Annotated in this window: 18 protein-coding genes and 1 other annotated feature; of the genes, 10 read left to right on the forward strand and 8 right to left on the reverse strand. The window is 43.7% G+C overall.

Features of this window, described 5'->3' with window-relative positions; translation table 11 throughout:
• Positions 1-341 precede the first annotated feature (341 nt).
• From clpB to rluD, 3 genes are all read right to left on the reverse strand, one after another.
• The gene (gene clpB / locus AB4482_RS20540; protein ID WP_372181553.1) at positions 342-2,915 is read right to left on the reverse strand and encodes an ATP-dependent chaperone ClpB; all 2,574 of its coding nucleotides are present in this window, start codon (positions 2,913-2,915) and stop codon (positions 342-344) included.
• 142 nt (positions 2,916-3,057) lie between these two features.
• Complete coding sequence (gene pgeF / locus AB4482_RS20545; RefSeq protein ID WP_372131558.1) at positions 3,058-3,798, reverse strand: peptidoglycan editing factor PgeF; 741 nt, start codon at positions 3,796-3,798, stop codon at positions 3,058-3,060.
• 2 nt (positions 3,799-3,800) lie between these two features.
• Positions 3,801-4,775: a 23S rRNA pseudouridine(1911/1915/1917) synthase RluD gene (rluD, locus tag AB4482_RS20550; protein ID WP_017056156.1), complete on the reverse strand. Its 975-nt coding sequence runs from the start codon at positions 4,773-4,775 to the stop codon at positions 3,801-3,803.
• A 137-nt stretch (positions 4,776-4,912) separates the two neighbouring features.
• Here rluD and AB4482_RS20555 point away from each other — a divergent pair, with 137 nt between their 5' ends.
• The 6 genes from AB4482_RS20555 (at position 4,913) to yjjX (ending at position 12,582) form a co-directional block, all read left to right on the forward strand.
• A complete protein-coding gene (locus AB4482_RS20555) occupies positions 4,913-5,641 on the forward strand; it encodes an outer membrane protein assembly factor BamD (protein ID WP_017059363.1) in 729 nt (242 codons plus the stop codon).
• Between the two features lie 140 nt (positions 5,642-5,781).
• A complete protein-coding gene (locus AB4482_RS20560) occupies positions 5,782-7,206 on the forward strand; it encodes a lytic transglycosylase F (protein WP_346762950.1) in 1,425 nt (474 codons plus the stop codon).
• A 424-nt stretch (positions 7,207-7,630) separates the two neighbouring features.
• Entirely contained in the window at positions 7,631-7,966 is a 336-nt protein-coding gene (hpf, locus tag AB4482_RS20565) for a ribosome hibernation-promoting factor, HPF/YfiA family (RefSeq protein WP_004735034.1), read from the forward strand.
• Between the two features lie 110 nt (positions 7,967-8,076).
• Positions 8,077-8,198 (forward strand) — a sequence feature (Phe leader region).
• Positions 8,199-8,210: 12 nt separating this feature from the next.
• Entirely contained in the window at positions 8,211-9,386 is a 1,176-nt protein-coding gene (gene pheA, locus AB4482_RS20570) for a prephenate dehydratase (RefSeq protein ID WP_017059361.1), read from the forward strand.
• Between the two features lie 333 nt (positions 9,387-9,719).
• Positions 9,720-12,098 (forward strand): bifunctional diguanylate cyclase/phosphodiesterase, encoded by a 2,379-nt coding sequence (locus tag AB4482_RS20575; RefSeq protein WP_017059360.1) that lies wholly within the window; start codon positions 9,720-9,722, stop codon positions 12,096-12,098.
• A complete protein-coding gene (gene yjjX, locus AB4482_RS20580) occupies positions 12,061-12,582 on the forward strand; it encodes an inosine/xanthosine triphosphatase (RefSeq protein WP_017059359.1) in 522 nt (173 codons plus the stop codon). Before AB4482_RS20575 ends, yjjX begins: the two co-directional genes overlap by 38 nt.
• A 128-nt stretch (positions 12,583-12,710) precedes the next feature.
• Here the strand turns inward: yjjX and trpR are convergent, their stop codons facing one another.
• A complete protein-coding gene (gene trpR / locus AB4482_RS20585) occupies positions 12,711-13,004 on the reverse strand; it encodes a trp operon repressor (protein WP_102394033.1) in 294 nt (97 codons plus the stop codon).
• Positions 13,005-13,176: 172 nt separating this feature from the next.
• Positions 13,177-15,126, reverse strand: coding sequence for a murein transglycosylase (gene sltY, locus AB4482_RS20590; RefSeq protein ID WP_102321444.1), 1,950 nt, complete (start codon positions 15,124-15,126; stop codon positions 13,177-13,179).
• Between the two features lie 263 nt (positions 15,127-15,389).
• Here sltY and ettA point away from each other — a divergent pair, with 263 nt between their 5' ends.
• From ettA to AB4482_RS20605, 3 genes are all read left to right on the forward strand, one after another.
• Positions 15,390-17,057: an energy-dependent translational throttle protein EttA gene (gene ettA / locus AB4482_RS20595; RefSeq protein WP_017056147.1), complete on the forward strand. Its 1,668-nt coding sequence runs from the start codon at positions 15,390-15,392 to the stop codon at positions 17,055-17,057.
• A gap of 90 nt (positions 17,058-17,147) precedes the next feature.
• Complete coding sequence (locus AB4482_RS20600) at positions 17,148-17,516, forward strand: PilZ domain-containing protein (RefSeq protein ID WP_371724422.1); 369 nt, start codon at positions 17,148-17,150, stop codon at positions 17,514-17,516.
• Between the two features lie 49 nt (positions 17,517-17,565).
• Positions 17,566-18,597: a M23 family metallopeptidase gene (locus tag AB4482_RS20605; RefSeq protein ID WP_372102423.1), complete on the forward strand. Its 1,032-nt coding sequence runs from the start codon at positions 17,566-17,568 to the stop codon at positions 18,595-18,597.
• Between the two features lie 129 nt (positions 18,598-18,726).
• Here the strand turns inward: AB4482_RS20605 and tyrA are convergent, their stop codons facing one another.
• The 3 genes from tyrA to nagZ form a co-directional block, all read right to left on the reverse strand.
• Positions 18,727-19,854 (reverse strand): bifunctional chorismate mutase/prephenate dehydrogenase, encoded by a 1,128-nt coding sequence (gene tyrA / locus AB4482_RS20610; protein ID WP_017062859.1) that lies wholly within the window; start codon positions 19,852-19,854, stop codon positions 18,727-18,729.
• Positions 19,855-19,971: 117 nt separating this feature from the next.
• On the reverse strand, positions 19,972-21,045 hold the full coding sequence (locus tag AB4482_RS20615; RefSeq protein ID WP_017059354.1) for a 3-deoxy-7-phosphoheptulonate synthase: 1,074 nt from the start codon (positions 21,043-21,045) through the stop codon (positions 19,972-19,974).
• Positions 21,046-21,291: 246 nt separating this feature from the next.
• Positions 21,292-22,281, reverse strand: coding sequence for a beta-N-acetylhexosaminidase (nagZ, locus tag AB4482_RS20620; RefSeq protein WP_372181554.1), 990 nt, complete (start codon positions 22,279-22,281; stop codon positions 21,292-21,294).
• 121 nt (positions 22,282-22,402) lie between these two features.
• Here nagZ and AB4482_RS20625 point away from each other — a divergent pair, with 121 nt between their 5' ends.
• On the forward strand, positions 22,403-23,518 hold the full coding sequence (locus tag AB4482_RS20625) for an anhydro-N-acetylmuramic acid kinase (protein ID WP_372181556.1): 1,116 nt from the start codon (positions 22,403-22,405) through the stop codon (positions 23,516-23,518).
• The last annotated feature ends 13 nt before the right edge of the window (positions 23,519-23,531 follow it).

Consider the following 23,531-nt stretch of genomic DNA (forward strand, 5'->3'; position numbering starts at 1 on the left):
TTAAATTGTTAAAGAGCTTTACTTGTTGAGCCTTCCTTTTAGTAAGGAGCCTCTCGAAGTGGACGGCCATTCTAGCGGATTAGATTCCAGTGTCAAACACTTTTTCCAGCTAATTTTTCAAAGCATCTTAAATGCTTATCACCGTCTTGTTACTCAGTTCAAACCGCTTGGTTATCCTTGGCAACGGAGGCGCATTATAGAGAGAATAATCCTTTGTACAAGGCTAAAAACGAAAAAAAGCCGCCACCGGCGACCGTTCGAACACTATTCATACAAAGCGTTTAAAATAGGTACGATTAAGCCTTAATTTCGGCCAATCGTACCTACCGCTCTTACTTCAACTATTGGTGAGCAATAATGCGGTCGTTGTTTACTAATAGCTGCACTTTCTTATCTGGATTAATTTTTCCTGCCAGTATCGCTTTCGCTAACGGGTTCTCGACACTTTGTTGAATCGCTCTTTTCAAAGGTCGCGCGCCATATACTGGATCAAAGCCAACTTGAGAAATCAACTTGAGTGCTTTATCCGAAACTTCAAGCTCATAACCATTGTCTTCCATTCGCTTCTTAAGGTGCTCAAGCTGAATAGCAGCTATCGACTGAATGTGCTCTTGACCCAATGGATGGAACACCACGCTTTCATCAACTCGGTTCAAAAACTCAGGACGGAAATGTTTACCTACCACTTCCATCACTTCATTCTTTATTCCTTGGTAGTCGAGCGTATTGAAGTTCTCTTGAATTCTCGAAGAGCCAAGGTTGGATGTCATGATCACTACCGTGTTTCTAAAATCGACTGTACGACCTTGTCCATCAGTTAAGCGTCCATCATCAAGCACCTGCAATAAGATATTGAAAACATCCGGATGCGCTTTCTCTACTTCATCTAACAAAATCACCGAGTAAGGCTTGCGACGTACCGCTTCTGTTAAGTAGCCACCTTCTTCATATCCAACGTAACCCGGAGGAGCACCAACTAAGCGAGCAACAGAGTGTTTCTCCATAAATTCAGACATGTCGATACGCACCATTGCATCGTCACTATCAAACATGAAGTTCGCGAGTGTTTTACACAACTCGGTTTTACCAACGCCGGTTGGGCCAAGGAATAAGAAAGAGCCAATCGGCTTGTTCGGATCAGATAAACCTGCACGGCTACGACGAATCGCATTCGATACCACTTCGACTGCTTCCGCTTGGCCAATAACGCGCTTATGCAGAACACCTTCCATTTTAAGAAGCTTCTCTTTCTCAGCTTCTAGCATTTTAGAAACAGGGATGCCTGTTTGCTTCGATAACACATCTGCAATTTCTGCATCCGTGACCTTATTACGCAGCAGTGTCATTTCTTGCATTTCAGCTTGAGTCGCAAGATCTAACTGCTTCTCTAATTCTGGGATTCGACCGTATTGCAATTCAGACATTCGGTTAAGATCACCAGCACGTCTCGCAAAATCCATATCCATACGAGCCTGTTCTAGCTCTGACTTGATGTGTTGCGTGCCTGAAAGCGCGGCTTTCTCTGCATTCCACACTTCTTCAAGCTCTGCGAAATCGCGTTCTTTGTCAGAAAGCTCTTCTTGTAATGTTCGAAGACGTTTTTCACTGGCTTCATCATTTTCATTGGTAAGAGCTTGCTGCTCGATCTTCAATTGAATGATCTTACGCTCGAGCTTATCTAGCGACTCAGGTTTTGAGTCGATCTGCATACGGATACTCGAAGCCGCTTCATCAATCAGATCAATCGCCTTATCTGGCAGCTGACGATCAGAAACGTATCGATGAGATAATGTTGCCGCCGCAACAATCGCTGGGTCGGTAATTTCTACATGATGGTGAAGTTCATAGCGCTCTTTCAAACCGCGGAGAATTGCGACCGTGTCTTCCACGGTTGGCTCATCGACAAGCACTTTTTGGAATCGACGCTCTAACGCAGGATCTTTCTCTATATACTGGCGATATTCATCGAGTGTGGTTGCCCCTACACAGTGAAGCTCACCACGAGCCAATGCTGGTTTTAGCATATTACCCGCATCCATAGAGCCTTCGCCTTTACCCGCACCTACCATGGTGTGAATTTCATCGATGAAGAGAATGATATTGCCCTCTTCTTTCGATAATTCGTTAAGAACTGATTTCAAACGTTCTTCAAATTCACCACGATATTTAGCGCCTGCAATCAAAGAGCCCATATCTAACGAAAGTACACGTCGGCCTCTCAAGCCTTCAGGTACTTCATTATTGATAATACGCTGTGCTAAACCTTCGACTATCGCTGTTTTACCAACACCTGGTTCACCGATAATGACGGGGTTGTTCTTAGTGCGGCGTTGAAGTACTTGGATCGTGCGACGGATTTCGTCGTCTCGGCCAATTACCGGATCCAGCTTGCCTTGCTCTGCTCTTTCGGTCAGATCAATGGTGAACTTCTCGAGCGCTTGGCGTCTATCTTCCGCATTCGGGTCATCGACCTTCTGACCACCGCGAACTTGTTCAATAGCTTGAGATAATTTTGGCTCAGTAAGACCTAGTTCTTTAAGTAGGTTTCCTAAAGGACCTTTGTCTTCAATAGCAGCAAGTAGGAATACTTCTGAAGATATGTAACTGTCTTGACGCTTTTGCGCGACCTTATCACATAGGTTAAACAACGTTCCCATCGCATTCGATAGCTGAACGTCACCACCGATGCCGCTTACTTTAGGCACTCGGTCTAATATTTCGCTCAATTTAGAACGCAATTGAACCACATCAATATTCAGCATGGTGAGCAATGGGCGAATTGCACTACCATCTTGATTAAGCAAAGACACCATTAGGTGTACAGGTTCTATATATTGGTGATCACGACCTAATGCGAGCGACTGAGCATCAGATATCGCAATTTGGAATTTACTAGTGAATCGATCGAGACGCATGCCAACCTTCCTACTCTTAGATATGTTTATCTTATGGTTAGAAGATGGATACGGTAACGCGGATTTTCAAGGGATAAGAATGAAGAATAGAGCTGATATAAAAATATAAATTAACTGGATGACTAGTTGCACTAGCTAAAGGTTACTCTAGCCAAATAAAAGTAGCTTGGCGCCCAGTAATACCATCACGACGATAAGAATAGAACGCATCCGCATCAGCGAAGGTACATAGATTGGAGTCTGTCACAGAAGTGACACCAACTTTGTTCAGTCGTTGCGTTGCAAGCTGAGACATATTCGCTAGCCATTTGCCTGGTTCAGCTTTGGCTTCAAATGCGAGCTTAGCTTGAGGGTCAAAACTAACGAAAGCTTCCAACACATCATCGCCTACTTCAAAGGCTTGTTTGCCTATTGCAGGACCAAGCCAAGCAATGAGCTTATTCTCTGAATCTAGGTTTGAAAACTTTGCGACGGCATTTTCAAGAATTCCACCAGCAAGACCACGCCAACCAGCATGAACAGCAGCAACTTGAGTGCCTTTGGTATCAGTAAGGATTACAGGTAAGCAATCGGCTGTCATCGCAGAACAAACAACACCTTTAGCTGTGGTAAATGCACCGTCAGCATTAAGAATATCTGCCGTAGATTGTAAAACCGTAACGACATCTGTTGAGTGAGTTTGATTTAGCCATACCGGAGCTGCAGGCATATTAGCGTGTTGCTTGAGCCAGGTTCTGTTGTTTTCAACAAGCGAAGTATCATCCCCAACATGCGTACCTAGGTTTAATCCTTGATACTCACCAGTTGAAAAACCATCAAAACGTGTCGAAGCAAATGCTTTCACGTTTTTTGGTGCATTCCAGTTAGGGATGATCATCGACATGATTAAATGTCGTCTTCCAAGTTTTCGCGAGCATCAACACGTAACGCTTCAGCCATCACAACCATGTCATTTGGCACAGGAGCGTGGAACTCAACTTCTTCACCTGTAATTGGGTGAACAAATTTAAGCATAACGGCGTGCAGTGCTTGGCGATCAAAAGAACGAATCATAGTTGTTAGTTCTTCAGATGCACCTTTTGGAATACGAGCACGACCACCGTATGCAACATCACCTAGCAGCGGGTGCTGAAGGTATGACATGTGAACACGAATTTGGTGAGTACGACCCGTTTCTAGGCGTAGACGAATACGAGTATGCTCGCGGAAGTGCTCAGCAACACGGTAGTGAGTTACCGCAGGCTTTCCTAATTCATTTACGTCCATCAAGGTACGCTTAGTTGCATGACGGCTAATGCCTTTCTCTACCACACCACCAGCGGTCATTTTGCCAATTGCAATTGCTTCATATTCACGAGTAATACGACGCTTAGCAAGAGCACGCACAAGACGAGTTTGAGCTGGAACCGTTTTAGCCACAACCATAAGGCCTGTTGTGTCTTTATCAAGACGGTGCACAATACCTGCACGAGGCACTTCTGCAATCTGTGGGTAATGGAAAAGCAATGCGTTTAGTATGGTTCCATCCGGTGTGCCTGCGCCTGGGTGTACAACCAGATCGCGAGGCTTATTGATAACCAATAAGTCATCATCTTCGTAGACAATGTCTAGAGGAATATCTTGTGCTTCCCAGCGCTCTTCATCTGCAAGTTCAGCTTGCAAGATGATCTCTTCACCGCCCAAAACCTTAACGCGCGGCTTTGTAATAACTTCGCCATCCACTTGGATTTTGCCGTCAAGAAGCCACTCTTTAATGCGAGAGCGAGAAAAATCGGTAAATAGTTCAGCGACAGCTTGGTCTAAACGTTGACCTAACTGGCTGCTTTTTACTGTGTCTGTTAATGTGATCTGCTGAGCCATATCGAACTTTTTTAAAAACCGTGAGACTAATACCCATTAGTATGGATAAAATAGAATAATTGCATCATTGTATCTGTTACTGGTTAGAAAGTAACGGAAGCTTACGAAATATTTAATTCAAGGAATCGACGCCTGACATGAAACACCTTACTTTATCGGGTCTATTAGCCGTATCACTCTTGGTTGGTTGTTCAAGTAGTGAAGAGATAGTGCCAGATGTACCACCATCGGTTCTCTACTCTGACGCTCAAGAATCACTGCAGAGCGGTAGCTGGCTTTCAGCAATAGAAAAGCTAGAAGCCCTAGACTCACGTTACCCATTCGGCGCCTATTCTGAGCAAGTACAGCTCGATCTGATTTACGCTTACTACAAAAATGATGACTTGGCACTTGGCCTCGCTACCATTTCACGTTTCCTACGTTTGAACCCAACGCATGAGAAACAAGACTGGGTTCTTTACATGCGCGGCTTAACGCACATGGCGCAAGACCGAAACTTCATGCACGATATTTTTAATATCGACCGTAGTGACCGAGATCCTGAACCAGTGAAACTTGCGTTTGCTGACTTCAAGCGACTACTCGAACGTTTCCCTAGTAGCCCTTATGCTGAAGATGCACAAAAACGCATGTTCGCACTTAAGAACCGCCTAGCAGAGTATGACTTAGCAACCGCTGATTTCTACCTACGCCGCGAAGCTTGGATTGCTGCGATCAACAGAACGCAAGAGCTGCAAAAAACTTACCCAGACACCATTGCTGCGCGTAAGTCTTTAGATATCCAGCTAAAAGCTTATCAACAACTCGGCCTAGATGACGCTGTGTTAAGAACAGAAAAGTTGATTGAGTTAAACCCACTACCTTAATCAAACCTCTTACATCTCAATCCTAAAAGCGCGCTAATTTACTAGCGCGCTTTTTTTCATCTACATATCGCAAACTTGATGGATCGCATAATACACGGTATCTTCAAAAGATAACTTTTAACAAAACATCAACATGGAGTGTGGATGTGAGTAGGTTGTTATTATTTATCTGGATATCGCTATTTAGCCACTTATCCTACGCATTAGAACTGTCTCCATTAAGCAATAAGCCTTACATGGGTGACTTGGATGTGCTCAAAACCAAAGGAACGGTTAGAGTGCTAGTGTCTGCCGATCTTGGTTTCTATTACATCGAGGATGGCAAGCCAAAAGGCATCGTGGCAGAAATGCTCTACCACTTTGAGAAAAGCCTTCGTAAGAAACATCCCTACCTCAATGTTCAAGTCATCCCCGTGCAACGAGATGATCTACTTCCCTCTTTAGAGTCTGGCTATGGTGATGTCGCTGTCGCTAACCTAACGATCACCGATAAACGATTACGAACCATCGATTTTTCGGATCCGATGATTAAAGATGGTAAAGAACTCATTATCACAGGGAAAAAGGCCGAACCTATCACCGAAATCAAGCAATTGAGTGGCAAAGAGGTGTGGATACGAGCAAGCTCGAGTTACTTCGAGAGTGTACAAAGAGTCAATAAGGAGCTTAACGAGCTAGGTTTACCACCACTGCATGTCCACTTTATCGAGGAGTCATTACAAGACTACGAGCTGATAGAACTGGTTAACCAAGGTTATATACAAGGCACAATTCTGGATAACCATAAAGCCAAGCTCTGGATCGATGTAATGGAAAACATTCAAGTCCATAACGACTTACCTTTACGAGAAAATGGTCGTATTGCTTGGGCTTTAAGAAAAGACAGCCCTCAACTGAAGAAAGAGATAAACAAATACGTCAAGACCGCACGAACAGGCACCCTGCTTGGGAATGTCATCTACCAGAAATACATCGACAATACTCGCTGGTTAGGCCGAGCACTCAACCCCAATAAAGTAGACCGAGTAGCTAAACTCTCAGATGTCTTTGAAAAGTATTCGAGCAAGTATGAATTTGATCCTTTGATGATGTCAGCTCAAGGTTTCCAAGAATCAGGACTGGATCAGAGCCGGATTTCTCATCGCGGGGCTATTGGTGTGATGCAGGTATTACCGAGTACCGCCAAAGATAAAAACGTCAACATCAAGAACATCCATAAGGTGGATAACAACATCCATGCGGGTGTGAAGTATATGCGCTTTATCAAAGACCGATATTTTGACGACCCGGCAATATCACCCGACAATCAAATCTACTTTACCTTGGCTTCTTACAACGCTGGTCCTGCTAAGATCAGAAAGATGAGGAGCATTGCCAAGCAGAAAGGTTACAACCCAAACATCTGGTTTAAAAACGTAGAAATCATCACTCGCAAATACGTGAGTAAAGAACCCGTAACCTATGTTGCCAACATCAATCGTTACTTCGTAATCTATAAACAATTACAAGCTATCAATGCTATCCGAGAGGACGGCACAGCGAGATTACTGAACACTAACGACTAGGATCGCCTCCATCCCAGAGCTGGGGAGCCAAAGGTATTAGGTAAAGCTAAAAAACACAAAAGCCGCATAAGAATACTTATGCGGCTTTTGTTTATCTAATTCTGAAGAAGCTTATGTAGCGACCTATATTACAAGACCTATATCACAAAACACTATTGAGTAAATTTCAATCAAGCACTTTCCATAGGCTGTAGGACGCCCCTAAAAACTGATTTAATTTTTAGCGAAGCCTTGCCTCCAAGTTATCGTTTTTCATAAGGATAACAAGCATTTTTCGCCAAAAAGATACTAAGACTTGCGTAAGATCACATTTGATTTTAATGCTTATCCCACCCAACCAAAACAAGATCTAGATCACATTCTTTATTCCTAAAAGTCGTAATCTGAAGTTAACCCATGAGGGATACAACAGAGGAAAACTTCTATGAAAATGAACATCACTGGTAAAAACATCGACATTACCTCTGCAATCCGTGATCACATAGAAAGCAAATTTAAAAAGCTAGATAAATGGCAAGTAGACATCATTGGCTGCCAAGCGAGCTTTAGCGAAGAACCAAACAAGAAGAAGAAATTTGAAGCGGTACTAACCGTACCAAAAGGCCAACTTGTTGCTTCATCAATCCATGACGACCTCTACGTAGCGATCAACGAAGTAGAACAAAAACTAGAGCGTCAACTCAACAAGCTACGCCATAAACCAGAAGCGCGCCGCGCTGAAAAGCCTGAAATCGAAGAGCTAGAAGCTGAAGTAGAATAAGGAAAGAGAACAGATTAAAAAATAGCGCCTCAGGGCGCTATTTTTTTGCTTGACGCTCGTAGCTCGCTTGCTTATTGTGTTTAAACATTCATAAAACAATCACTTTTTATGCACACTCAATCTTTGTTTATTTTTGACTTCTTTTTTCTTCCGTAAATCGGAGGCTAAGTCGTTTTAGAAAAACAAGTCAAAAACGAACAAGAAGCCTCCCACACTAGGGAGGCTTTTTTATAAGGACACATTTATGACTGACCGCTCAATTTCACTGGATGATATCCGCCTTCGTCTTAATGATTTAGACGACGAACTCCTGAAGTTACTTTCAGAGCGTCGCAAGCTAAGTATCGAAGTCGCTAAAAGCAAAGTAGAGACATCAAAACCAGTTCGTGATGCAGTACGAGAACAACAACTATTAGTTAAGCTGATCAACAACGGGAAAGATAAATACGAACTTGATGCGCAGTACATTACCAAGCTGTTTCACACCATCATCGAAGATTCCGTTTTACTACAACAGTCATACTTACAAAACCTAGCGAACCCGCAAAGCCGTAAACCATTGGCTCGCGTTGCATTCTTAGGTTCTAAGGGATCGTATTCTCACCTTGCGAGCCGCGAATACTTCAGCCGCAAGAATATGGAATTGATTGAGCTGAACTGTAATCACTTCAAAGAAGTCGCATCAACAGTAGAGTCTGGCCATGCCGACTACGGTGTCCTGCCGATTGAGAACACCAGTTCAGGGTCAATTAACGAGGTCTACGACCTGTTACAGCATACGACTCTATACATTGTTGGCGAACTTTCTCAACCGATTGAGCACTGCCTTGTTGCTAAAAGTGATATCCGTTTAGAAGACATCAAAACACTCTACTCGCACCCACAACCTCATCAACAATGCAGTGAGTTCTTGAGCCGCCTTAAGGGTGTCAACCTTGAGTCTTGCGCAAGCACCGCTGATGCAATGAAAAAAGTTAAAGAATTGGGTGGTAATGACGTAGCTGCTATTGGTAATGCATCGAGCGGTAAGCTTTATGGACTACAGCCAATCCAGAGCAATATTGCAAACCAAACAGAGAACCACACTCGTTTCATCGTTGTGGCGCGTAAGCCTGTTGAAGTATCGACTCAAATACCAGCGAAAACAACGCTCATCATGTCGACATCTCAAGAGGCGGGTTCTTTGGTAGAAACACTACTGATCCTGCAACGCTTAGGCATCAACATGACTAAGCTAGAATCTCGTCCTATCATGGGTAACCCTTGGGAAGAGATGTTCTATGTCGATTTAGAGGCGCATCTGGATTCAGATAATATGCAACAAGCGATAACGGAACTAACAGCCATTACTCGCCACCTTAAGGTGTTGGGTTGCTACCCAAGTGAGAACATCAAAGCGACTCAAGTTAAGTTGTCATAGCTGAAAGTGAGTATCAGCTTTTAGCTAACATAAGTATTTGGCCTACAGCAGGCCAAATACTTAAATCACCCTCTAGTCGAGTACTATTCTCGCTAAGAAAACTCACCCTAGCATGCCTGAAACACAATTCACTTGTTTCGCACATTCGGCACGCTTACTCTCTCCACTACTTGAGCCTTTCTAACAAAAACTCATTAGTGGCTTTTTTTATCAATAAAGACAAAACCTTACCCCCTTCACAGGAAATCATCGAACTACGTATAATTAATAGCGAGTAAGCATTAAGTAACATAAACTTATGCGCTTAATTTATAAATAGTGTTGTCATTAACTATGAAGCTAAGTACTAAAATCTTACTACTAATAGCCCCTGTGATACTGATCAGTACCGCGGCTTCTAGCTATATTATTTATTCGACGCAAAAAAGCAGTTTCATCAAACGCGAAGACAACGCACTTCAACTGAACATGGAAAAACTAGCCGGATACTTTCGCCAATCTCGTTCGTTCCTCAATAGCTACTCTTACACCTTGACCCAGAGTGATATGGTGAAGCGTTATTTTCTCACTGATCAAAATCTATCTCGCGATCTTGAACTGGTCAGTAATCTTCGAGAAGCCATTCATTTCCTGCAAGATGACGATGAAAGCTATACAGGTTTAGCGCTTCTTAATGGTGATCGAAAACTGCGTTATTACGCGGATAATAGCAATGACTCACGCACTCAGATTGACAGTAAGATATTGGAGTATGTTGACCTGCACTATCAAGACACCTTAGCAACATCGAGTACCAACTATATTCAAAACTCCCAAGGCGAAGGGATGTTGGTTCACTATGACAAGGTAGATAGAAAAGCGATTTTCCCAACCGTTAACAATCAACCCGACGATGTGTTCTTTGTTGTTGTCTCTGTCTCTCTCGACAAATTTAATGCGCTGAGAAAACAGATAGAGTTCGACTACCAAACCAGCTTGTTCTTCACATCCATAGCGGTTTCTTTGGAAAATGATGTTACTCACTCAGTCAAGCTTGCACCAGAACTGTACGCCACGGTCGATCCGGCGCAATTCCTGTTGGAAAACAAGCTCGATTCAATTTGGAACAAGCTGAGTTTGTCGTTTGCACTGTCTGCGTTTGTAACTGTCGCTCTGCTACTCATGCTTCTGTCTCGCACTGTGATTACTCCAATAACACGGCTCGATCGACAGCTACAGCAAGTCGAAAAAAAACAACGTAAGAACATTGAACGCTTAGGCACTCGTGATGAACTTGGCCGCTTATCACAGCGTTTTTATGACATGTACCAAGAGCTAGACAACACCTACCAGCAAACCAAGCTCTTGGCCGAAAATGATCAGTTAACCCAAATAGCCAATAGGCATCAGTTTCAAACCTTCGTTCAGCAATCGTTGCCAAAACCGAGTTCGAATACCGAAACCTGGGTTCTCTATTTTGACTTGGACAACTTCAAGTTTGTGAACGACAAATACGGGCATCAAATCGGCGACTCGATTCTGGTTTCTTTTGCTCAGCGTATTTCAGATATTTGTCGTCATTATAAAGAGGAATTCGACGCTCATTGTATGCCAGCCCGACTTTCTGGAGACGAGTTCGTTGTCTACATTAACGCTCCTAGTCACCGAGGAAATGTCGCGCATCGATTCTCGAATGATTTACTGACTCCACTGCAAAAAGGTTTTGTCACCGAATCAGGCAGCTTTCCGATCACGGTCAGTATTGGTATTGCGACCTACCCTAATGATGGCAACTCAATCGAGAAGCTACTGTCCAACGCGGATACTGCGATGTACCAAGCCAAGCGTGCCGGTAAAAACCAATTTGCTGACTATTCACGGGATTTAGACAAAGCCATTCAGCGCCAAGCAGACATTGAACGTGCGCTTAGAGGTAAGAATTTTGATGATGAATTCAGGCTCGTTTACATGCCCTACATGGATTCTACCGGGACTGATGTTATTGGCGTTGAGGTGTTATTACGTTGGAATTCAAAGCAACTTGGTTTGGTTCCACCGGATGAGTTCATTCCAATAGCCGAACAAACCGGGCTGTTCGAACATGTTGACCGCTGGGTAATACAGAATGCGTTTGCTTCATTCCATCGACTTCAGACTCAATTTGATCACTCGATTCAATTGTCGATCAACTTATCTTCTGCTGGCATTGAAACCACTCACCTTGCGGGTTTCATTAAAGAACACGCGGAGTTAAATCGAATTCCACCAAGCCTAATCGATTTTGAAATCACTGAAACCTTTTACTCAAACTCAGAAGGCTTCCCATTGCTGAATGAGCTGTCATGCATGGGTTATCGACTGGCGATTGATGACTTTGGTTCCGGTTACACCTCTATCACTCAACTGGTGCAGTATCCAACTCAGAAAATTAAATTGGATAAAGCGTTTTTGGATACCTTAATTGAAACCGATAACCAGAACATCGTAAAACCAGTTATCGGGTTGTGTCATGCTCAGGGGAAAAAGGTCACCGCCGAAGGGATTGAAACTCAAGACATGCACCAGTGGTTACAGGATGCACAGTGCGATATGCTGCAAGGCTATTACTTTGGTAAACCCATGCCACTAGAAGAATTGAGTGACTGGTACCGACAACATCAACTCAATCTAATCGACAACAAAAAGAATCCGACACATGAAATCTGTAATCATCGCATCGCTGAACCCAGCTAAAATAAACGCCGTTAAAAGTGCGTTCTTATCTGCTTTTCCTGATACTGAATTTGATTTCAAAGGCATCAGCGTCCCTAGTGGTGTCGCCGATCAACCGATGAGCAATGATGAAACCTATCAAGGTGCCGTGAATCGAGTTCACAACGCAACTCAAGCTCAGCCTGATGCAGACTTCTATGTTGGTCTAGAAGCGGGAATAGAAACAAACGTCACCTTTGCCTGGATGGTGATCGAAACGAATGGCCAACGTGGCGAGTCTCGTTCAGCAAGTCTGATGCTGCCACCAGCCGTGCTTGAGAAACTAGAGCATGCAAACGAGTTAGGGGATGTGATGGATGAAGTGTTTGGTACCGACAATATCAAACAGAAAGGTGGTGCCATTGGCCTACTGACACATAACCAATTATCACGCAGTTCGGTCTATCATCAAGCTTTAATTTTGGCTCTGATCCCATTTGTGAATCCTGAACACTTTCCTATTTAGTATTTGAGGCTTCCTTAAACTTCAAAAGATTCCAAGAACAATCTTCAGAAACAAAAAACGCTAACATCCAGTTAGCGTTTTTTATCGAATTCGTATTCATACTATCGCGTGATAGCTTAATTCCATTATTACTTTAGCAATAGGTCGGCGATCACGATTTTCTCTTGCTCAGATTTGGCCTTTAGCTCATTTGAGCCTCTGGTTATCGTCGCTACGCCTACGCCCAGCATTTGACTCACCTGTCGTTGAGACATATCGCCTTTCATCAGCTCACAGAAGATATTAATTCGAGCAACCAGAGCATCTCGCTCGTCTGGTGTCATCATCATAGTCAACAACAGCTCGTGCTGATCTTTTTCGACAGCCGTCTTTACCAAGTCCATCAGTTGTTGCCAATTATCATATTCAGGTTGTGATGCCATATCTCTACACTTACTTTTAAATTCTGACTTTAAAGAGTCGCTTAACGATTGAAAGCGTTTAACACTTTATACCGAAACACTTGATGCGATCCAATGTAAAAAGGCAGTAAGTGGAAATGGTTCGCACTCACTGCCTTTATTCTTACTCAGTTTCGGGCCAAATGCCGAAGGCTTAGTATTTCGTTTTTGCCTCATGGGGCGCTAAAAACGTCCCTTTCTCACCCAAGATATCTCGATAGTAGGTCTCAAACATCAAGATATTCTGAACGTAGCCACGTGTCTCTTTGAATGGGATCATTTCGATAAATGCAAAGGCATCGAGCTTTTCATCGCTGCGTGAACGCCACTGTTTCACACGGCTAGGTCCAGCATTATAAGCCGCAAACGCAAAGATACGGTTGTCATCATATTGAGCGAGTAAACCATCTAAGTAGTGACTGCCAATCTCAATGTTTTTGCCGACATCATAAAGATCATCGCTGCCCTGATACTTAATCTTATGTTTGTTCGCTGTGTATTGCGCCGTCTTGGGCATAATTTGCATAATGCCACGCGCGCCAACTGGAGAGCGAGCTTCTGAATCCATCGCACTCTCTTGTCTTGCTAAAGACATCAAAGTGATTGGATCGAGATCGTGCTTTTCAGCGTAGAAGTTAAACCACCACTTATGAGCAACAGGGAAGCGCAGCGCAATGTTATCCCACATCTTCGCAGAGATACTCGCTGTTACGGTAAAGTGATTCCAACGCTGTGTCGCAGCGTAAGCGGCAAGCATCTCTTTTTGCTCTTTATCTGCATTGGTCAGTAACCAGCGCCATTCACTTTTCGCTGCCGCAATTTTGTCTCGGTCAATCAGTTCACCAATACGCACCAAAGAGGTGTCGAATGGCTTCACTGTTTCAGCATTGTATTTAAGTGTCGATGTTGGATATTGAACTGGCTTACCTAACTGCTTAGCCGCAGCCACACTGTAGAAATTACGCTGACCCAAGATATCTGACAGTCGCTTATTGCCTTTGTCAGTATCGCCCGTCGCGATTTCAGCTCTGCCCTGCCAATATTGCCAACGAAGCGAAGCCTGATGTTTATCATCCAAGCGCGCTATCCACTCTTTCAAACCCGTCCAATCGGCATGTTGAATTGCTAAGCGAGCACGTCGTTCCAGCAGAACTTGCTTTGATGAACTCGCGAGCATTTTGTCGCGCCACACCATTAACTCTTCAGAGTCGGTGTTGATCAGACGAAACGTTAGGTAATCAGCGAGCTCTTGAGATTTCTCTTTCGAAAACTTCTGAGCCTTGATGACATCATCAAACACCTTTTGAGCACTGCTTGATGATTTCCTTGCTAGCTTCTCGAAAGCAAACTCGGTTTGAGCTTGGTAGAATTCATTCGCTGGATGTTTTTTAGCAAACGCGAGTACATTTTCAGGCTTGTTGTACAACGCCTTCATCTGCTTCGCTTGAGCAATTGACTCATCATGATCCAATTGCTTAATCAGATAGCTCATTAACTTACCGTTACGGCCCTCGAACGCTAGCAGCATTCTATCCAGAATCAGCTCATCAGTTCTTAGCCCAGCTTGATCCCAGCTTTTAAATAAAGGGTCACAAGCGTCATCAACACCACTACCACTCAACCAAAGTTGTTTAGCTCCTTTAAAGGCAAGCTCTTGGTTACCTTGCTCGTAATGCGCTCGATAATAAATACATTGGTATTTTTCACCGACAGGCTCTTTGGTTTGAAACTCAAGGATCGTCTTCCACTGTTTTTGAGAAGCCAATGAGTCCAAATAAGGTGCGCGCATTCGATTGGAGAAAGGCAATGCCTTGTTCTCTTCAATGAAAGCATCGACCTCAGCAGGTGTGCGATCACCTAAGCCAATCAGAAAGGCCCGATAATCGGTGTAAGGTGTTAAAGGGTATGTTTGAATTTTGTTACGCAGCGCGGAGTAAGCTTTTAGATCACGGCTGTCTAAAACCTCTTGCGCTTTGTCATAAACGTCACGCTGCATTTCAAGCTCGGATGCATTGCTAGCCATAGCGACCGGAGCCAGTGAAACCGAAGACAAAATTGCCGATGCAGCCACAGCAATTTTCGTATTACCAATGCGGAAAAACATTCGCTCTTTCCTTAGTGCGTGTATGAATACGTGAAGTCTATTTACGCCCGACATCACATCAAATGTAAAGGATTTGAGTGTAAATATTATTAATATTTAACACTTCGCCTCAGAAGCCCATTAAATATAGTTTTAATGACCAATGTGACAATAATAGGTAAGGATTTGTTCAAGAGTGGCTTTTCTGCCCTAGGAGTAACATCTTTGAGGATATTGGTATAAAATAACAGACAATTTTGAACAATAATTAGGATCGATCGGCAATGGCTGAATACGTATATACCATGTCTCGGGTGAGCAAAACTGTTCCACCTAAGCGTCAAATTCTTAAAGACATTTCTCTTAGCTTTTTTCCTGGCGCTAAAATCGGTGTTTTGGGTCTAAATGGTTCAGGTAAATCTACCCTACTACGTATCATGGCTGGTATTGATACTGATATTGATGGTGAAGCACGTGCACAACAAGGCCTTAAAGTAGGTTATCTACCACAAGAGCCTGTGCTAGACGAATCAAAAACTGTTCGTGAAATCGTAGAAGAAGCGGTTTCTGACGTTGCTGACGCACTTAAGCGTATTGATGCGGTTTACGCAGCTTACGCAGAACCAGATGCAGACTTCGATGCACTGGCAAAAGAGCAAGGCGAACTAGAAGCTCTGATTCAAGCAAAAGACGGTCACAACTTAGAGACTGCTCTAGAGCGTGCTGCTGATGCACTTCGTCTTCCTGAGTGGGATGCGAAAATTGAATTCCTATCAGGTGGTGAGCGTCGTCGTGTTGCTATCTGTCGTCTACTTCTTGAAAAGCCAGACATGCTGCTTCTTGATGAACCAACCAACCACTTGGATGCAGAATCAGTAGCATGGCTTGAGCACTTCCTTGTTGATTACAGTGGTACTGTTGTGGCGATTACCCACGACCGTTACTTCCTAGACAACGCAGCTGGCTGGATTCTAGAACTTGACCGTGGTGAAGGTATCCCATGGGAAGGTAACTACACGTCTTGGCTAGAGCAAAAAGACGAGCGTCTTAAGCAAGAAAAAGCGGGCGAAAGCGCACGTCAAAAGACAATCGAGAAAGAACTTGAATGGGTTCGTCAAAACCCTAAAGGCCGTCAAGCTAAGTCTAAAGCTCGTATGGCTCGTTTTGAAGAACTGACAACTGGCCAATACCAGAAGCGTAACGAAACTAACGAACTGTTTATCCCGCCAGGTGAGCGTCTAGGTGACAAAGTTCTTGAAGTGAACAACCTAACTAAATCGTTTGGTGATCGCGTTCTTATCGACGACCTATCGTTCAGCATGCCTAAGGGTGCAATCGTCGGTATCGTTGGTGCCAACGGTGCAGGTAAATCAACACTATTCAAGATGCTAAGCGGTGCAGAACAGCCAGATTCAGGTACAGTTGAACTAGGCGAAACCGTTAAGCTTGCTTCTGTTGATCAGTTCCGTGACAGCATGGACGACACTAAGACAGTATTCCAAGAGATCTCTGAAGGCGCTGATATCATTAAGATCAACAACTTCGAAATCCCTGCGCGTGCTTACTGTTCTCGTTTCAACTTTAAAGGCAACGACCAACAGAAGATCATCGGTGAGCTTTCTGGTGGTGAACGTAACCGTGTTCACTTAGCGAAACTGCTAAAAGCGGGCGGTAACGTACTGCTACTCGATGAGCCTACCAACGACCTTGACGTTGAAACGCTACGTGCTCTTGAAGAAGCACTGCTTGAATTCCCGGGCTGTGCAATGGTTATCTCGCATGACCGTTGGTTCCTTGACCGTATTGCGACCCATATCTTAGACTACCGTGATGAAGGTCAAGTTAACTTCTACGAAGGTAACTATACTGAGTACACTGAGTGGCTTAAGCAGACTCTAGGCGCACAAGCGGCAGAGCCGCACCGTATCAAGTACAAGCGTATAGCTAAGTAAATAAGCTTGTATTTTGAACAAAGGCCGCGATAATAGCGGCCTTTGATATATCTGGCTTACGTGTAATGCATCGATATAGAGAGATTACTTATGGTTGAAAGACGTCAATTTTCACGAGTTATTTATCAAGTCCCGACTGAGATCTCACAAGGACAAGTAAAGGTATCAGGCTCAGTGCAAGACTTATCACTCCATGGTTTACTCATTCAATGCAATGAATCAAAACAACTTAGCCATGATGTCCCTGTTCAAGTGAGCTTTAAACTCGAAAACAGTGATATCAATATTCAGTTAGAAGCAACGATAGTCTCTACCATCAATACCTCAATGCGTTTACGCATAGAGCATTTAGATATTGATAGTATCAGCCACCTTAAGCGCCTTGTTGAGCTTAATGTTGGTGACAATGACCTGCTTTATAGAGAGATTGAACACCTTACCGACTTAGGCAAGGAATAATATCTCCATTACCCTTTTTCTATTAGAAGCATTTAGTTAATACAGAACCATGTCTAAAAAAGTGTCCATTACTATTCCCTCTAGTCAGGGGGAACAGACGTTTTACTTCGGCCGTAAAGCCGTGCTCATTTGCACTACTGCCATTTTTTCAGTACCGCTATTGATTGGCGGAGCGGCGTACATGCACTTCGAGAGTAAACAAGAACTCGCACTGCAAGCGGGTGATGCCCAACAGTTGATTGAAACACTGATTGTTGAAAAAGAACAAACAGAATTTCTTTATGCTGAGCAAGTAGAAACCAACCATTCGCTATCGCAAACACTGACCGAGAAAGAAGGCACGATTCAGCTACTTGGTAAGCGTGTATTCGATGTGGAATCAGTACTGGGTCTTGCTGATGAAGATCTGCTTACCGATGATATTTCTTTAGAAGATCGCATTGATGCGGCTGCAGTCGATTCAGCAGTAAGAGCCACAATGTTCCGCTTGATTCCAAACGACAGTCCGATGGCTTATCAACGTATATCTTCTTCTTATGGTAGCCGCACTAACCCTATTTCAGGGAAACGCCATGTACATACTGGTATCGATCTAACGTGTAAGCGTGGTGAAGATATTGTCGCGCCCGCAGATGGAGTCATTGAAACGGTACGCCCAAGTAAAAAAGGCTTCGGCAACTTTATTACTATGCGTCACTCGTTTGGTTTCATGAGTTCTTATGCGCACCTACAGAAGTTCAAGGTACGTAGCGGTCAGTTTGTCAGTAAAGGTGATGTGATTGCGAGCTGTGGTAACTCAGGTAACTCAACTGGGCCACATCTGCATTATGAAGTACGCTTCCTTGGTCGCTCATTGAACCCTCAATACTTGATGGATTGGACACCAGAAAACTTCAATTACGTGTTCGAGAAAGAGAAAAAAGTTAAGTGGGGTCCACTGGTTCAACTGATTGATAATGTGGTTCGCTTGCAGATCAACCTGACCAATGTGCCTTACATTAGCTCGACTATCGACACCGTATCCAGCGATGATAACCGAGTATCGAACGAGAATAACAAAGAGCCTATCGTGACTAACTAGGTTTGTTCGTTTGGCCCATGATGATCCAAATGCATTTCGCCTACTATAGGCCAGATGCAATATCGGCATTCAACACAAACAAAAAGAGCGACCAAATGGTCGCTCTTTTTTATTTTTCAAACCACACTATTAACCGCGATGAATCGAGTCATGTGCTTGTTTTAACAGGCTTTGGCTCTCTTGTAAAAATTGTTGTGAGTAGTCACCAAACCAATCACTCACTTGGTTGAAGCTCTCAACAAACTTAGCCTTATCTTTGCCATCTAGGATTTCTAACGCTTCTCCGAAACAGCTATGGAAGCGTCGAATCATCTCTATATTCTCATCCGAAGACAGAATGATATCACCGTACAAGTTCGGGTCTTGAGCAAATAGACGACCAACCATCGCAATCTCAAGTCGGTAGATTGGTGAGCTTAGCTTCAGAAGCTGATCAATATTCGGGTTCTCTTTACTCAGGTGTAAGCCGTAAGCAAAAGAGGTGAAGTGACGAAGTGCTTGAATCAAGGTCATGCCGTGATCGTGTTCAGCTGCATCCATCTGGCAAAGGCTCGCGCCCCAAATACCAAATTGATTCAGTAGCCATTGGTAACTTTCAGAACCACGACCATCACTGTAAACAATCACCTGCTTAGCAAGGCTAGGAACATCAGGACCAAACATTGGGTGCAATCCAACTACTGGGCCTTGATGCATGTTCATCATTGCTTGTAGAGGTTTAGATTTAATTGACGTCAAATCACATAGAATACAATCGCTTGGTAGATTACCTAGCTTCGCAATCACACCTTCCGTTAAGTGAATTGGAACAGTCACAACCACAAGTCCTGCATTATCCAAGATTTCATCGGCTGTATCCCAATCTTGGCTGCCAAGGACTTTCACTTCGTAGCCAGACAGTTTGAACATACGACCAAACAAGCCACCAAGTTGACCATTACCACCAACGATCACCACTGAACGTAACTCTGGGTTAAGACACTTAAAGCCAGAATCTTTCTCACTGGCATAAGACTCACGCATAGTACGACGCAAAATATCTTCGATTAACTGTGGTGGAACCCCTATTTTCTCGGCTTCTTGACGACGAGATGCCAGCATCGCAGCTTCACGTTCTGGTACATAAATAGGTAAACCATGTTCACTTTTTACTTCGCCTACTTTCTCTACTAGAGCAAGGCGTTGAGCCAGTAAATCCAACATTTGTTTATCGACAGCATCGATTTGGTCGCGTAATTCGTTCAGTTCAACGGCCATTTTATTCCTTACTAATCTATAAGCCCGTGCCAATCTATCATCCCACAATCACGTAGGTTCGCTAGCAACAGATCTTAAAATGCCCCATTAGATGAGGCACTTAAATTTAAACTCTGACTAACCTTTCAAGCGGTTCTCTAAGAACGGGACTAATTCCGTATGTGCATGTTTCAATAGTGCCTCAGTTGAATCCCAATTGATACACGCGTCGGTAATAGAAACGCCGTATTTCATCTCATTGAGAGGTATATCCGAAGATTGATTTCCTTCGTTAATATGGCTTTCAATCATCAGGCCGATAATCGACTTGTTGCCTTCACGAATTTGGTGAATCACATCTTCTGCAACTAAAGGTTGGCGACGGAAATCTTTACGAGAGTTCGCGTGGCTACAGTCGACCATTAGCGCGGCCTCTAAGCCAGATTTACCCAGCTCTTGCTCACATTCGTGTACCGATACTGAATCGTAGTTCGTCTGCTTACCGCCACGTAAAATCACGTGACCATTTGGGTTACCTTGCGTTGTTAGTAGTGCAACTTGACCTTCGCGGCTGATACCCATGAAACGGTGGCTAGAAGAAGCCGCCTGCATTGCATTGATTGCAGTGCCTAGGTTGCCATCGGTACCGTTTTTAAAACCGATTGGCATTGAAAGACCACTTGCCATCTCACGGTGAGTTTGAGATTCAGTCGTACGTGCGCCAATTGCCGCCCAGCTGAAGGTATCTGCTAGGTATTGCGGGCTGATTGGATCTAATGCTTCAGTCGCCAATGGAATTTCCATCTCAGCGAGTTCAACAAGTAGCTCACGACCCACATGCAGACCATGCTCAATATCGAAAGTGCCGTCTAGATGCGGGTCATTGATCAAACCTTTCCAACCCACAGTGGTTCGAGGCTTCTCAAAGTAAACACGCATAACAATATACAGTTGATCGCTAAGTTGCTCAGATAAGGCTTTTAGGCGTTTCGCGTACTCTTTCGCAGCTTCAATGTCATGGATAGAACATGGGCCACATACAACAAGCATGCGATGATCTTTCTTATGAATGATGTTTGCGATAGTTTGACGAGACTCTTGAATGAAACGACGAGCATTATCACTCAAAGGCAGTTTTGCTTTTAACTCCTCAGGAGTAATCAGTACCTGTTCGTCGATGATATTGACATTGCTTAATTCACTTTTCTGCATAACTCAACCTGTATATTTATTTTTACACCCAACATTTCCATTTGGGCTAACAATCTTTAAAAACACAATAACAGCTAAAAAAACGATTGCAAGTGTAAACAATAAAAAACATTGCGTGTAAATTAAAATTTACACATTAACTTTAACTCACTCTGAGATATAAATAGGTTTAAACCACGGATCACACATACAAAAAAGGCGATATTTATCATATCGCCTTATCTAAAATTATTATGTGTTTATTTATCACTCACTGCCTAGCATTCGTTTAATCGTCTCTGAGGTCGCTTTCCACCTAGCATCTGAGTGAAGCGTCGACAAATCAAAACTATGTTTTTTAAGCAATGAGTTGGCTAAAGGCACCTGTTGAATCGCTAAGTGATCAAGAGCTTCAATTTGTGCATCTCGTTTATTACACATCAATATCATGTCACAACCCGCATTCAAGGCCGCTTTTGCTCTGTCGGCTGGTCCGCCCATAATAGCAGCACCTTCCATGGTTAAGTCATCCGAAAATATTAGGCCTTTAAAGCCAAGTTTTTGTCTCAAGACTTTCTGTAGCCAATACTGAGAGCCACTTGCTGGTTGATCATCATAATGAGAGAACACCACATGTGCAGGCATCATGGCATCCAATATTCCGGCTTCAATTTGCGCCTTGAAGATTACCATGTCTGTTTCAAAGATATCGTCTCTAGGGTCATATGGCGTCTCTAAGTGTGAGTCAGCAATTACGCCACCATGTCCAGGGAAGTGCTTTCCTGTTGTAGCCATACCAACCGACTTCATGCCTTTGATGAAAGCGCTGCTATGACGAACAATGGTATCAATATCTTCACCAAACGCTCGGCTACCAATCGCTTTGCAGTCGTGACCTTTATCTAATACCGGTGCAAAACTCAGATCGATATCATGGGCAATCAATTCCGCCGCCATCAGCCAGCCGGCCTGTTCTGCTAACTGCTCACCATTATTCTTAGTCGCAAATTCCTGAGCAGCTGGGATAATTGAAAAGCCGTCACGAAAACGCTGTACTCGTCCGCCTTCTTGGTCAACGCCGATTAAAATAGGACGTTTTGCAACTTTGCGAATCTCTTTATTTAACGCCGATAACTGTTTGCTATCGTGGTAGTTTCGAGCAAATAAGATGAGACCACCAACGGTTGGGTGCTCCAAAATTTCTCTGTCTTCAGCTGTCAGCTCGTAGCCTGCAACATCAACCCACAACGGTCCCATATTTATCCCTTATTAAACCTAATTTCGTAAACTTCCCGAGATTATTCTCTTTAAATTTGCTTTACAATGTTTTTAAACCAATCTGTGGAAGACTTTAGGAATGCAGCGCAAGAGCTTAGGAATGGATCATAAAGAACTGTATATCGGTGTGATGTCAGGCACGAGTATGGACGGTGTTGATACTGCCTTAGTTTCGATTGAAGATACGCAAATCACATTGCTTGCTCATGATGAGTTCCCTATGCCTGATGACCTCAATGCGCGTCTGCTGGAGGTTTGTATTGGTCAGAAAACGGATTTGATTGCTATTGGTGAACTCGACCACCAGCTTGGCCATCTGTTTGCTGATGCGGTTCTACAACTTCTCGACAAGTCAGACACACCTGCATCTTCTGTGACTGCGATTGGTAATCATGGCCAAACAGTGTTTCATCAGCCAACAGGCGAATCTCCATTTACCATGCAGCTGGGTGATGCCAACATCATTGCCGCTAAAACACAGATTCAAACCGTCGCTGACTTCAGACGTAAAGACATGGCATTAGGCGGACAAGGTGCACCGTTAGTCCCCGCCTTCCACCATACAATTTTCCACCCGCAAGACAGCTCGGTTGTGGTGTTGAATATTGGTGGTATCTCGAATATTTCAGTGCTGCGCCCGAATCAGCCAACACTTGGTTATGATACAGGCCCAGGGAATATGTTGATGGACGCTTGGGTTGATAAACACACGGGCGAGAAGTTTGACCGTGATGCGCAATTCGCACTTAAAGGTCAACTCAATCAAGCCTTGCTCGAACAGCTGTTAAATGAATCTTATCTATCTCAAATGCCACCGAAAAGTACCGGCAGAGAGCTGTTCAACCTACCCTGGCTAGAGCAACAGCTTACAGAATTTAAAGATCTTACGGCAGAAGATGTTCAGTGCACGCTTTGTGAATACACCGCATTGACGATAGCCAATGAAGTGAAAGCTTATCGCTTGGGTAACCAACCTGCACTGTATGTGTGTGGCGGTGGTACAAGAAACCCATTGTTGATGAAGAGACTGTCTGAATTGCTTCCAAGTTGGGAGGTTGACTCAACCACCAGTAAAGGCGTGGACGCCGATTACATGGAAGCGATGGCTTTTGCGTGGCTTGCTCAACGTCATATTCATCAACTGCCAAGCAATTTACCAGAAGTGACTGGCGCAAGCAGAGCGGCCTCTCTAGGCGTTCTCTATCGTGCTGACTAAACAACTTTAGAAC

This window comes from Vibrio sp. 10N.222.55.C7 (assembly GCF_041473335.1).
GTDB lineage: Bacteria > Pseudomonadota > Gammaproteobacteria > Enterobacterales > Vibrionaceae > Vibrio > Vibrio crassostreae_C.

Coding starts and splice junctions, on each gene's coding strand:
- pheA (WP_017059361.1), top strand. CDS start 8,211: ATGACTGACCGCTCAATTTCACTGGATGATATCCGCCTTCGTCTTAAT.
- AB4482_RS20555 (WP_017059363.1), top strand. CDS start 4,913: ATGAAACACCTTACTTTATCGGGTCTATTAGCCGTATCACTCTTGGTT.
- tyrA (WP_017062859.1), bottom strand. CDS start 19,854: ATGGCCGTTGAACTGAACGAATTACGCGACCAAATCGATGCTGTCGAT.
- rluD (WP_017056156.1), bottom strand. CDS start 4,775: ATGGCTCAGCAGATCACATTAACAGACACAGTAAAAAGCAGCCAGTTA.
- AB4482_RS20600 (WP_371724422.1), top strand. CDS start 17,148: ATGGTTGAAAGACGTCAATTTTCACGAGTTATTTATCAAGTCCCGACT.
- AB4482_RS20605 (WP_372102423.1), top strand. CDS start 17,566: ATGTCTAAAAAAGTGTCCATTACTATTCCCTCTAGTCAGGGGGAACAG.
- AB4482_RS20615 (WP_017059354.1), bottom strand. CDS start 21,045: ATGCAGAAAAGTGAATTAAGCAATGTCAATATCATCGACGAACAGGTA.
- yjjX (WP_017059359.1), top strand. CDS start 12,061: ATGAAATCTGTAATCATCGCATCGCTGAACCCAGCTAAAATAAACGCC.
- trpR (WP_102394033.1), bottom strand. CDS start 13,004: ATGGCATCACAACCTGAATATGATAATTGGCAACAACTGATGGACTTG.
- pgeF (WP_372131558.1), bottom strand. CDS start 3,798: ATGTCGATGATCATCCCTAACTGGAATGCACCAAAAAACGTGAAAGCA.
- sltY (WP_102321444.1), bottom strand. CDS start 15,126: ATGTTTTTCCGCATTGGTAATACGAAAATTGCTGTGGCTGCATCGGCA.
- nagZ (WP_372181554.1), bottom strand. CDS start 22,281: ATGGGACCGTTGTGGGTTGATGTTGCAGGCTACGAGCTGACAGCTGAA.
- clpB (WP_372181553.1), bottom strand. CDS start 2,915: ATGCGTCTCGATCGATTCACTAGTAAATTCCAAATTGCGATATCTGAT.
- AB4482_RS20625 (WP_372181556.1), top strand. CDS start 22,403: ATGGATCATAAAGAACTGTATATCGGTGTGATGTCAGGCACGAGTATG.
- ettA (WP_017056147.1), top strand. CDS start 15,390: ATGGCTGAATACGTATATACCATGTCTCGGGTGAGCAAAACTGTTCCA.
- hpf (WP_004735034.1), top strand. CDS start 7,631: ATGAAAATGAACATCACTGGTAAAAACATCGACATTACCTCTGCAATC.
- AB4482_RS20575 (WP_017059360.1), top strand. CDS start 9,720: ATGAAGCTAAGTACTAAAATCTTACTACTAATAGCCCCTGTGATACTG.